Origin of the sequence: Pseudomonas sp. PA-1-3F (genome assembly GCF_021609665.1) — a bacterium.
Lineage (GTDB): Bacteria > Pseudomonadota > Gammaproteobacteria > Pseudomonadales > Pseudomonadaceae > Aquipseudomonas > Aquipseudomonas paracarnis.
The window spans coordinates 23,384-35,182 of sequence record NZ_WJZD01000027.1 but is presented as its reverse complement, the minus strand read 5'-3'; the positions used below and the strand labels follow the sequence as shown (position 1 = coordinate 35,182).

The 11,799-nt window shown below is 62.3% G+C and carries 7 protein-coding genes; 2 read left to right on the top strand and 5 right to left on the bottom strand.

From position 1 onward, the window contains the following. Window positions 1-110: 110 nt before the first annotated feature. From GIV26_RS19325 to GIV26_RS19310, 4 genes are read right to left on the bottom strand one after another with little or no spacing between them, the layout of a single operon-like run. The gene (locus GIV26_RS19325; protein ID WP_089042534.1) at window positions 111-1,076 is read right to left on the bottom strand and encodes a lysylphosphatidylglycerol synthase domain-containing protein; all 966 of its coding nucleotides are present in this window, start codon (window positions 1,074-1,076) and stop codon (window positions 111-113) included. Then, the gene (gene clsB, locus GIV26_RS19320; RefSeq protein WP_034125924.1) at window positions 1,066-2,328 is read right to left on the bottom strand and encodes a cardiolipin synthase ClsB; all 1,263 of its coding nucleotides are present in this window, start codon (window positions 2,326-2,328) and stop codon (window positions 1,066-1,068) included. Before clsB ends, GIV26_RS19325 begins: the two co-directional genes overlap by 11 nt. Then, window positions 2,325-3,101 (bottom strand): endonuclease/exonuclease/phosphatase family protein, encoded by a 777-nt coding sequence (locus GIV26_RS19315; protein ID WP_032895083.1) that lies wholly within the window; start codon window positions 3,099-3,101, stop codon window positions 2,325-2,327. Before GIV26_RS19315 ends, clsB begins: the two co-directional genes overlap by 4 nt. Then, window positions 3,098-4,024, bottom strand: a complete 927-nt coding sequence (locus tag GIV26_RS19310) for a DUF72 domain-containing protein (RefSeq protein ID WP_089042532.1) — start codon at window positions 4,022-4,024, stop codon at window positions 3,098-3,100. The genes GIV26_RS19315 and GIV26_RS19310 overlap by 4 nt, the downstream gene beginning before the upstream one ends. Window positions 4,025-4,212: 188 nt before the next feature. Between GIV26_RS19310 and GIV26_RS19305 the strand changes: the two genes are divergently transcribed. After that, window positions 4,213-6,303, top strand: a complete 2,091-nt coding sequence (locus GIV26_RS19305) for a mechanosensitive ion channel family protein (protein ID WP_236281905.1) — start codon at window positions 4,213-4,215, stop codon at window positions 6,301-6,303. A 107-nt stretch (window positions 6,304-6,410) separates the two neighbouring features. Here the strand turns inward: GIV26_RS19305 and GIV26_RS19300 are convergent, their stop codons facing one another. Then, a complete protein-coding gene (locus tag GIV26_RS19300; protein ID WP_236281903.1) occupies window positions 6,411-10,658 on the bottom strand; it encodes a DEAD/DEAH box helicase in 4,248 nt (1,415 codons plus the stop codon). A 166-nt stretch (window positions 10,659-10,824) separates the two neighbouring features. On the opposite strand from GIV26_RS19300, the gene GIV26_RS19295 reads away from it, so the two are divergent. Next, window positions 10,825-11,709 carry a sugar nucleotide-binding protein gene (locus GIV26_RS19295; protein WP_054896955.1) on the top strand — a complete coding sequence of 295 codons (885 nt, stop codon included), beginning with the start codon at window positions 10,825-10,827 and terminating at the stop codon, window positions 11,707-11,709. Window positions 11,710-11,799: the final 90 nt, after the last annotated feature.

The following is an 11,799-nucleotide window of genomic DNA, read 5'->3' as shown; positions in this document are numbered from 1 at the left end:
TTGCCCTTGTGATCGCTATCGCGGGCAAGCCCGGCTCCCACAGGGGAATGCATTCCCAGGTGGGAGCCGGGCTTGCCCGCGATAGCGATTCCACCGTCACCACCGTCTCATCAGGCAGTTTTCTTAACCCGCAACGCCTTGGCCTTGGCCTCCACCCCCAGATACATCACCAGTGCAATCAACAATGGGCAAATAAAATAAATCGCCCGGTACGCGATCAGCCCGGCCAGCAAACTCCCCCGCGACGCCTCATGCTGCAACAGCGCAATGAACACCGCCTCCAACACCCCCAAGCCGGCGGGAATATGGGTGACCACCCCGGCAATTGCGCTGATCAACAGCACCCCCAGCACCAGTGGGTAATCCAGTTTGGCCGGCAGCAAGGTAAAGATCACCGCGGCCATCAATGACCAGTTCAACGCACCCAGGGCCAACTGCAAACAGGCCATGCGCAACGACGGCAAGTTGATCTCGATACCGCGAATCGACCACGCACGCTTTTTCGAAAACCGGCACGCCGCCAGGTAGCCCAGGCTCGCGATCACCAATAACACCCCGACGCCTTGCAAGGCGCCGGTGCTGAGCTTCCAGCCTGGCGGCAGGGTCACCAACCCGCTGCTGAACACCACCCCGGCCAACACCATATAGCCGAACCAATTGGTGGCCAGGCTCAGGCCGAGGATCTTGGCGATATTGCTGGTGCTCACGCCCAGGCGTGAATACAGCCTATAACGCATGGCGATGCCGCCGACCCAGGCGCTGAGGTTGAGGTTGAACGCGTAGCTGATGATGCCCACCGGTAATATCTGCTTCCAACGCAACGGCTGGCGAATGTAGGTGCGGCCGATCAAATCGAAGCAGGCATAGACGATAAAACTGCACAGCGTCAGCGCGCCGGCGATGAACAATGTGCGTAGCTTGAACTCGCTCAGGGTCTGGAACACTTCGCTCCAGTCGATGCGCCGGGCGAGCAGGGTAAACAACACGATCAGCAGCACGAAGAACGCAATCGTCAGCGGTTTCTTCCAGCGCTTGAACCCCGAGGCTTGCGTTTGGGGGCGGGCTTCAGACGTCATGGGGCGTGGCCTCAAAAGGTTTCAAGCGCGGTTTGTGGGCCGGCAACCAACTGGCCAGTACCGGGAAATGGCGCATCACATGAAACACCAGGAAACCTACGGTCAAGCGCCAGAGCCACAGGCGTGGCTTGCGCTTTTCCGGCATGGTCTGGCAATGATTGTGGGCGAGGGCTTCCAGGCGTTCGTAGAGCTGCTGATTGAAAGCCCGGTCGCGAATCAGCACATTGGCCTCCAGGTTCAATGCCAGGCTGAGTGGGTCCAGGTTGCTCGAACCGACGGTGCTCCATTCGTCATCCACCAGCGCCACCTTGCCGTGCAGTGGGCGTTGGCAGTATTCGTGAATCACCACGCCATCCTTGAGCAAGTAGTCATAGAGCATGCGCGCGGCAAGTTTTGCCAACAGCACGTCGGGCTGGCCCTGCATGATCAATTGCACCTGCACGCCACGGCGCGCCGCGTTACGGATCTCGCGAAGCAGGCGATAGCCGGGGAAGAAGTACGCGTTGGCGATCACCACCCGCTGCCGGGCCTGGCTCAAGGCGTGGATATACGCGTCTTCGATGTCGTCACGATGCTGGATATTGTCGCGGTAGATCAGGCGTACCAGGCCGTCGCCTGGCTCGTTCGTCCAGGGTGAAGGCCGCTGCTGGCGCCGCCGCCAACCGCGACGGCTGCGCACCTGGCGGCCACTTTGGGCAAGGGCGAAATGGTGCAGGTCGGCCACGGCCGGGCCGATCACCTGCACGGCGTAATCCTGCTTGGCTTCGGGGCCGAAATCCGCCAAGTGGTCAGCAGAAAAATTGATCCCGCCGATAAACGCCACGCGGGCATCCACCACCACAATCTTGCGGTGCAGGCGGCGAAACCAGTTAGTGCGTATGCCGAAGGTCTTGGGCGCCGGGTCGAACATTTGCACCATCACCCCGGCTTCGGCCAACTCCCGCAGGAAGCCCGGGCTCAGCTCGCCGCAACCAAAACCGTCGAGGCTGACCACCACCTTCACCCCGCGCTGGGCCGCCTCGATGAGGATGCTGTGCAGCTCAAAGCCGACCTTGTCTTCAAAAAGGATGAAGGTCTCCAGCAGGATCTCGCGCTCGGCGCTGCGCAATGCCTCGAACACGGCAGGAAAGTACGCCTCGCCGTTCTCCAGCAACACCACCTGGTTGCCGCTCTGCCAGCCGTAATCCAGATCTCGCGCCTTGCTGTCGTCTGGCGGTTGGTCTGTGGCGATATGGTCTACCGCAACGTTCATAGCTCAACCTCCACCGACAGCGGCACATGGTCTGATAAATGGGACCAGGGACGAGTGGTGAGCACGCGAGGGTTGTGCACCGTCAGGTTGCGCACATAAATGCGGTCCAGCGGCAGCAACGGCAGGCGTGCCGGGAAGGTGCGCGCCGGTTTGCCGAGGGTGTGCATGAACACTTCCTGCAGGCCGCTTTGGCTCAGGTCGGCTTTTTGCCGCCAGTCGTTGAAATCGCCAGCGACCACCAACGGCGCATCGGCGGGAATCTCGCTGATACGTTGTTCCAGCAAGCGCAATTGTTGTTGGCGATGCACCTCGCGCAAGCCCAGGTGGATGCAGATCGCGTGCACCTGCTGGCCGCTGCCCGGCAGGCGCAACACGCAATGCAGCAGGCCGCGGTTTTCATGGCCGCTTTGCGAAATATCGAGGTTGTCGTAGCGGATGATCTGGAATTTCGACAGCAGTGCATTGCCATGATCGCCATGGGGGTACACCGCATTGCGCCCATAGGCAAACTGCGGCCAGATGCTGTCGGCGAGGAATTCATACTGCGGCATTTTTGGCCAGTCGCTGTAGCGCTGGGGATGGCGTTCGTGAGTGCCATGGATCTCCTGCAAGAACACCATGTCTGCGCCCACGCTGCGCACCGCTTCACGCAGCTCGGGCAAGATGAAACGGCGATTCAGTGCGGTGAAACCCTTGTGGATATTAACCGTCAGCACCGTGAAACGGGTGATGGCGGTGGTCGGCGGGGTGGGGATTAGCTCTGGATGCGTCATGGCAATACTCCTGGTTCCGGCAGCCGGCCAGGTTCGGTGAGCAGGTGTTGGTCCAGCCCGAAACGTTGCAGCAATTGGCGTGCATCGAAGGGGGCGCGAACTTTGATGTCGTTGTCGAAAAAGCAGAACACATCGCGCTGTTTACGCCTGCGGGGTGTGTGGTGAGGGTCGATTAGGTGTGCATCGGCAGGCTGCTTGCCTTGGGCCCAGCGTTCGATTCGGTCACCCCAGCGCTGGAGCGCTTCGGCGCTATAACCGCTGGCGTATAACTGCTTGTCGCCGTGCAAGCGCAGGTACATGAAGTTGGCGGTCACGTCTTCCACGTACGGCCACTTGCCGGCGGTGTCCGCGACCACCAGCGCCACACCGTGCTTATCCAGCAGTTGGATGAACTCCGGCACGGCAAAAGTCTTGTTGCGAATCTCCACGGCATGGCGCAAAGGCTTCTTGGCATAGGCCTTCATGCTCGCCTTGCCGTTCAGGCGTGGCTCATGCTGGCGGGCGAGGGCGGCTGCCTGCTGGGTATCGGTAGGTAATTCAGCCAAAAAGGTTTCGAACAGCGTGGCGTCGAATTTGAAGCTGGGCGGAAACTGCCAGAGGATGGGGCCGAGTTTTTCTTTGAGTTCCAGCACGCCGGAAGCGAAGAAATTCGCCATCGGCTTGTGCACGTCCCGCAGGCGCAGGATATGCGTGATGAAACGGGGCGCCTTGACACTGAACAGGAAACCTTCGGGCGTATCGGCATACCACTCGGCGTAGCGCTTGGGGGTTTGCAGCGCGTAGAACGAGCCGTTGATTTCGATGCTGTTGACGGCGCGTGACGCAAACTGCAACTCGCGTTTCTGGGTCAGCCCTTCGGGGTAAAAGTCCCCGCGCCAGGGCGTGTAGCGCCAGCCGGAAATGCCGATGTGAATCGCCGCCATGTTTACTCCCGTGGATGGTGGGTGAGGTGACCTCCGTTATGGGATGACTGCGCTATTTGGCTGAAAGTTTCCACATTCCTACGGGCGGTAATAGGGGTGAAATGCGGGAGGGGCATTGCAAATGCAGGGAACGATAAAGGCCCAAGCTCGTCAGTTCCTTACAGACCCTGCTGAAGGAGCTTGCTGTTTTGCTGAATTTAAAGACTGCATTACTGCTCGGCGCGCTGCTGCTCTGCGGCAATGGCGCATTGCAGGCCGCGGCAACGGCGCCCGCTGCCGAAACGCCGGCCAAGCCGGAACTGCTGGTAGAAGGCGGGTTGCTCGGGGCCATCAGCTCCAGCATCGACGACGTGCAGAACAAGCTCGACCTCGACCAGAACCTCATCGACGCCTGGCGCCTGCGTGCTGATCGCGCCGCAGACGAAGTAGGGCGCCTGGTAGACCAGACAGCCGCACGCTCGCCCTGGAGCGTGGCCGGCGATTTCCTGCTGTTGTCCGGCGTGTGGGCCGGTGCCTTTGCCCTGTTGACGATGCTTGGGCGCCTGGTTGTGCAACGATCGAGCCGCCGCCCGTTCCTTGCGCGGCGTCAACGGCTGCAAGGCTTGCTGAGCTATGTGGTGCCCTACACGATTCCAGCGCTGATCTGCCTGCCGCTGACCCTTTATGTCAGTCACTTTTTACCTGCGTCTGTCGGCCGAGCCCTGGCACTGTGTTTTGCCTACGCCACCAGCAGTGGCATCTTTTCCACCTCGCTGTTGCTGTGCGTCATTGTCATGTTCAACGTCGGGCACAAGCGGCCTGCCGTGCAGATCATTCGTGACTATTGCCCCAAGCCGCTGTTCCTGATCGGCTTTCTCGCGGCCCTCAGCGATGCGCTGACCAGCCCGCAAATCGCTCGTCAGTTGGGCGGCAATATCACCAGCAGCATCGCCGTGTTTACCGGCCTGTTTGCCGCGGTCATCTTTGGCGTGCTGGTGGTACGCCTGCGGCGGCCGGTGGCCCATTTGATCCGCAATCGGCCGTTGGCCCAGCGTCTCAAACATCCAGCATTGCAACAGTCGCTGCGGGTGTTTTCCGGGCTCTGGTACTGGCCGATTCTGTTGATGGTGCTGGTGTCGGCGGTCAACCTGATTGGCGCCGGTGACGACAACCAAGAGGCCCTGCGCTGCGCGCTGCTCACCACCTTGTTACTGATCGGCACGGTGTTTCTCAGCACCGTGCTGCAACACCTGTTCAAGTCCCGCAGCCAGGTATCGATCCAGCGCAGCAGTGCCTACAAGGAACGCTTCCTGAGTTTGCTGCACGCAATTTTGCGTATCGTCATGGCCATCGCGTTTATCGAGATACTCGGGCGTATCTGGGGCGTTTCGCTGTTCGAATTCGCCCAGCGCAACTCGGTGGGCCGGGCCATCAGTGATTCCCTCAGCAGTATCGGCCTGATCCTGTTGGTGACCTGGCTGTTCTGGGTGGTGCTCGACACTGCGATACAGGAAGCCCTCAAACCACCGGTGAATAAACGCTCCAGTCGCCAGCCCAGTACCCGGGTCAAAACCATCCTGCCGCTGCTGCGCAATGCAGTGAAGATCATCCTGGTGGTGATCTGCGCGATCACCACCATGGCCAATCTGGGCATCAATGTCGCGCCGTTGCTGGCGGGCGCCGGGGTGGTGGGACTGGCGATCGGTTTCGGTTCCCAGCAACTGGTGCAGGACGTGATTACTGGCCTGTTCATCATTATCGAAGACACCCTGTCCATCGGCGATTGGGTGGTGCTCGACTCTGGTCACGCCGGCACCGTGGAGGGCCTGACCATCCGCACCCTGCGCCTGCGTGACGGCAAGGGGTTTGTGCATTCGGTGCCGTTCGGGCAGATCAAGGCGGTCACCAACCAGTCCCGTCAATTCGCCTATGCCTTCTTCTCGGTGCAGTTCACTTACGACACCGACGTGGACAGGGCCGTGGAGCTGATCCGCGAGGCCGGCCAGTCGATTCGCGACGATGTGTTCCTCAAGTACAACCTGCAAGGGCCGTTGGAAGTGTTCGGGGTGGACAAGATGGACCTCAATGGCGTGGTGCTCACGGCGCAGTTCCGCACGGTTTCGGGTGGCCAATACGCAGTCAGCCGTGCGTTTAATCAGCGCTTGAAAAAGCTTGTGGATAACTGTGATGAGGTGCATTTTGCGCAAACTTATCCACAGCAGGTGTTGTTGCCTAAGCGTGTGGCGCAGGAGCATGAGCAGGATGCGGTGGTGTTGACGGAGCAGCCCAGGTCTCAATGATGAGGGTGGCTGTTCTGGCCCCATCGGGAGCAAGCCCCTCCCACATTGAGATTTGTGAACACGTTTCAAGTGTGGGAGGGGGCTTGCTTCCGATGAGGCCCTCAAGGTCAGCGCCTGATCAACTTCTCCTGCACCGCTTGCTGATCCACCTCCAACAAAACCTGCTGCTTGCCCCCTACCATCACCGCCGCCGGCACCCCATCACGGTACACAACCCGATTACCGCTTACCGCTGGCACCTTGGCTCCCGGTAACAGCGTGCCGACAAGATTCAACGGATCCGCCCCACACACCGCAATTAAACTCCCATCATGGGGCCGCCGCCGCACCTCGCGCAGCAACGGTATCGCCTCCGGCAATGCAAACTGCTCTCCCGCCAACCCACTGACAAACCGCCCGCCACGGATCTCGCCTCGCGCCTCCAACCGATGGAAGGTGCGCAGCAACTCGCGCCAACTCGGTAACCAATCCGCCTCGCGCTCCAGCAGCCGCCAGAACACCACGCCATAGCGGCGCAGCAGGGTCATCGCCACATGCTCCAGGGTCTCGGCCGTATGCGCGCCGGCGGCGGTCGCCGAGCGGCGAACCAAGGCCCAACGCCCGGCGTCGTCCATACCGCCGACAAACGCCCCGCGCCCACGTCGACTGCTGCGCGCCTGGCGTTTGCTGGCGGGGGTGGTCAAGGCGCGCAGGCCGGCGAAGCTGTCAGCATTCACCAAGCCGGCGCCTACCAATTCCTGCAAGGCTGTCTCCAGCTCGCTGCGCAGCAAATGGGCCTCGTGTACCAGTTCATCGAAAAACAGCGCGCCATGCTCGCGCAGGGCCAGGTGGACCTTCTGCGTCTTGGGCGACAGCGTGGTGCTGTCGGTAGGCTCGGTCAGCCCGCTCCACAACGCTACCTGGCTACGGGGGAGCAAAACCACCGGGGTGCTGCGCAATGCCATGGCGCCGGCCTTGTTGCTCAGGCGCGTCCAGACCAGCTTGCCGCTGCGGCACAGGTCATCGAGCCAGGTCGATGAGTAATCCTTGATGCGGGCGCTGAGCAGGTCTGTGTCCCAGGCTGACGTGGCAGCGGCATAGCCTTCGAACTGGCCGACGATTTGCGGCAACACGGCGCTGCCCTGGCCGCGGGTGCTGTCGGACAGGTGTTGCCAATCGAACAGAAAGCGCATGAAATCCTGCAATGCCACCGGCTCGATTTCCCGGCGCAGGCGCTTGACCGTGTAGCGATGAATGCGCGCCAGCAAATGACGTTCGCACCATTGTTCTTCACCCACGCCGGGGCTGAAGTGACCGCGCAGCACGTAGCCTTCTTGTTCCAGGCGTGCCAGGGCCTGGGTAAGCGCCACCACCGGTAATGCCAGGGGCGCTGCGATCTCGACCAGGGTCAGTGGGCCAAAACCACTGAGGCGCGCACGTAGCACTTCCACCAGCGCTTCATCAAAGGACCAGGGCTCATCGAACCCCGGCAGCAACGGCAGATCGTTGGGATACAGCGCCTGCAAACAATTCAAGCGCTCTACGGCGCCCCACATTCCATTGGGCAACTGATAGGCCCGCCCGGCCTTGCGCAAGGCCTGCAACCATTGGGCCCATTGCGGCGTAACTTCGCCCGCTGCGATGCACGCCAGGCTCATCAACGCTTCATGCATTTCATCCAGGCCATTGGGCGCCGGCCAGGCTTCTTCGCGTACACCGGCGATGGCGTCGGCATCCAGGGCGCCCAAGTCGTCGGTGCTCTGCGGGTCGCTCCAGCGTCGGTTGAGCACGGCCTGGGTGCGGCGCTCTTCCAGGGGGGCGTCGTCGAGGAAGGTATAGGGTTTAGCGCTGAGGATTTCTGCGGCCATGGGCGAGGGCGCGGGCAGGTCGCGGCTGATCAACCGCACGTCGCCGCGTTCCATGCGCCGCAGCAGCGCCAGCCAGGCGTCGCTGTCCATGGCCTCGTGCAGGCAGTCGTCGAGGGTTTGCTCCACCAGCGGGTGGTTGGGGATCTCGCGTTCGCCGGAGAGGTTTTCCAGGCAGGCGATCTGGTCGGGAAATACGCTGGCGATCAGGTCTTCGCTCTTCATGCGCTGGATCTGCGGCGCCACCTTGCGCCCGCCGGTATAACGCGGCAGCGCCAGGGCCACGCCGGCATTCCAGCGCCAGCGCACACCGAACAGTGGCGCATCCAGCACGGCCTGGATCAGGATGTGCTCGGCACTGTTGCTGTTGAGGTAACGCCACACCTCATCCAGCGCGAAGCTGTGACTGGTGGACAACGACAGCACGATGGCATTTTCACTGGCCGCCGCTTGCAACTCGAAATTGAAGGTACGGCAAAAGCGCTTGCGCAAGGCCAGGCCCCAGGCGCGGTTGATGCGGCTGCCAAACGGCGTGTGGATGACCAGTTGGGTGCCGCCGGACGCATCGAAAAACCGTTCCATGATCAATGTGTCCTGGGACGGCAAGGCGCTCAGGGCCTGGCGCGACCGGGCGAGGTAATCCAACAGTTGGTCGGCGCTGGCGACATTGAGACCCAGGGTGCCGGTAAGCCAGTCGAGGGCCGGTTGCAGGTCGCCGGGCGTGGCGCCGAGCAAGCTGTCCAATTGCCCTTGCAAGCGGGCCACGGCCACCGATAACTCGTTGCTGCGCCCGGGCGCTTCACCCAACCAGAACGGAATGGTCGGGGGTTGGCCCTGGGCGTCTTCGACCCGCACCTTGCCGGCTTCGACACGCAGGATGCGATAGGAGGTATTGCCGAGCTGGAAGATATCCCCGGCGATGCTTTCCACCGCAAAGTCTTCGTTGACGCTGCCGATATTCAGGCTTTGCGGCTCCAGCAACACGCTGTAGTCGGCGTTGTCGGGGATCGTGCCGCCGCTGGTTACCGCCGTGAGCCTGGCGCCACGGCGGCCACGCAGGGTGTGGGCCACAGCGTCGCGGTGCAGGTAGGCGCTGCGCATGCCCTGGCGGCCGTTGTAGCCCTCGCTGAGCATCTGCAAAAGGGCCTGGTAGTGGCGTTCATCCAGTTCGGCGTAAGGCGCGGCGCGGTGGATAAGCGCCAGCAGCGCCTGTTCCGGCCATTCCTGGACGCTGACCTCGGCGATGATCTGCTGGGCCAGTACATCGAGCGGTGCCACCGGAATATGCAAGGTATCCAGCTCGCCACGGCGCACGCAGTCGAGCAGCGCGGCGCACTCGATCAGGTCGTCGCGGGTGGTGGCAAACAGGCGCCCCTTGGGCGTGCCACCGACCTGGTGCCCGGAACGGCCGACCCGTTGCAGGAAGCCGTTGATGGAACCGGGTGAGCCGATCTGGCACACCAGGTCCACTTCGCCGATATCAATCCCCAGCTCCAGGGACGCCGTGGCGATCAACATTTGCAGTTCGCCGGCCTTGAGGCGCTGTTCGGCATCCAGGCGCATCTCCTTGGCCAGACTGCCGTGGTGAGCGGCCACGGCGGTCTTGCCCAGGCGCTCGCTCAAGTGCCGGGCCAGGCGTTCGGCCAGGCGTCGGGTGTTGACGAATACCAGGGTGGTGCGGTGTTCACGTGCCAATTGCGCGAGGCGATCGTAGACCAACTCCCACACGTCGTTGGCCATCACCGCCGAGAGCGGCACCGGCGGCATTTCGATCGCCAGGTCACGGGGGCGGGCGTGGCCGATATCCACAATGGCGCAATCACGTTCGGTGCCAACTAAAAAGCGTGCGACGGCTTCGATGGGTTTTTGCGTGGCCGACAAGCCGATACGGGTCAATGGCTCGGCACACAGCCCTTGCAGGCGCTCCAGGCTCAAGGCCAAGTGGCTGCCGCGCTTGCCAGCGGCGATGGCGTGGATCTCATCGACGATCACCGTACGTGTGCTGGCGAGCATGTGCCGGCCGGAATCCGAGCCGAGCAGCACGTAGAGCGATTCAGGAGTGGTTACCAGGATATGCGGTGCGCGTTTGCGCATCTGGGCGCGGTCTTTTTGCGGGGTGTCGCCGGTGCGCACAGCGGTGCGGATTACCAGCGGCGGCAGCCCCCGCTTCTCTAGATGTTCGGTAATGCCGGCCAGCGGGTTTTGCAGGTTGATCTGGATATCGTTGGATAGCGCCTTGAGCGGCGACACATACACCACCAGGGTTTGGTCCGGCAGTTCGCCGCCGTTGGCCAGGCCTTGGTGCACCAGGTCGTCCAGCACCGCCAGGAAGGCCGTCAGCGTCTTGCCGGAGCCGGTGGGCGCGGCGATCAGCGTCGAGCGGCGCTGGCGGATCAACGGCCACGCCTGGGCCTGGGCGTTGGTCACCGAAGGAAAGGTACTACGGAACCAAGTGCTGACGGCGGGGTGAAAGCCGTGCAAACCCTTGTCCGTTGATTCGGGAAGGTTCATTCACCCTATATGCAACCGGCGGGGCCAAGTTGCAACCCCGCACTTTATCCGTGACGGTTGCGCTACAAACCCGCAAAATGCAACGATTCTGGCAACTACCTACGGCAAGGCGCACATGCCTGTCGATAATAACCATCGTTCCAAACAGACCGGGCCTGCTCAATCTATGCGAATGCGCCTTATGTTACTGGGCGGCGGGAATGCCCTCGGGCAGGCGCTGATTCGCCTCGGTGCGGAGGAAGACATCGGCTTCCTCGCCCCCAAACCGCCCCAAGACGGCTGGGATGCCGCAAGCCTCACCCAATTGCTCGACGACACCCGTCCCGATGCCTTGATCAACCTCGCCTACTATTTCGACTGGTTCCAGGCCGAAGCCGTGAGCGAAACCCGCTTGGCCGCCCAGGAGTTCGCCATCGAACGCCTGGCCGAGCTGTGCCAGCATCACAGCATCACCCTGCTGCAACCGTCCAGCTACCGCGTATTCGATGGCTCCCGCGCCACGGCCTACAGCGAGAAAGACGAGCCGGTGCCCCTGGGCCTGCGCGGCCAGGCGTTGTGGCGTATCGAACAAAGCGTGCGCGCTACGTGCCCGCAGCATGTGCTGCTGCGGTTTGGCTGGTTGCTCGATGACAGCGTCGACGGCACGCTCGGGCGCTTCCTGGCCCGGGCCGAGAACGCCGACGAGCTACTGATGGCCGACGACCGCCGGGGCAACCCGACGCCGGTGGACGATGCGGCGCGGGTGATCATCTCGGTGCTCAAGCAACTCGATTGCGCTGCGCCGCTATGGGGCACCTACCACTACGCCGGCCACGAGGCGACTACCCCGTTGGCGCTGGGGCAGGCGATTCTGACTGAAGCGCGCAACTTCCATCCGCTGGCCATCGAGTCCCCCACCGCCCAGGCTCACGCAGCGCGGCCGGATGCGGCGGATGAACCGCAGCATGCGGTGTTGGCCTGCAAGAAAATCCTCCACACCTTCGGCATCAAGCCCAGGGCATGGCGGGCAGGCTTGCCGGCGCTTCTGGATCGCTTCTACCGCCATAGCTGACACCCTCAAAACCAAAATGTGGGAGGGGACATATGTGGGAGCTGGCTTGCCTGCGATAGCATCACCTGGGTATCACTGATACACCGTGGT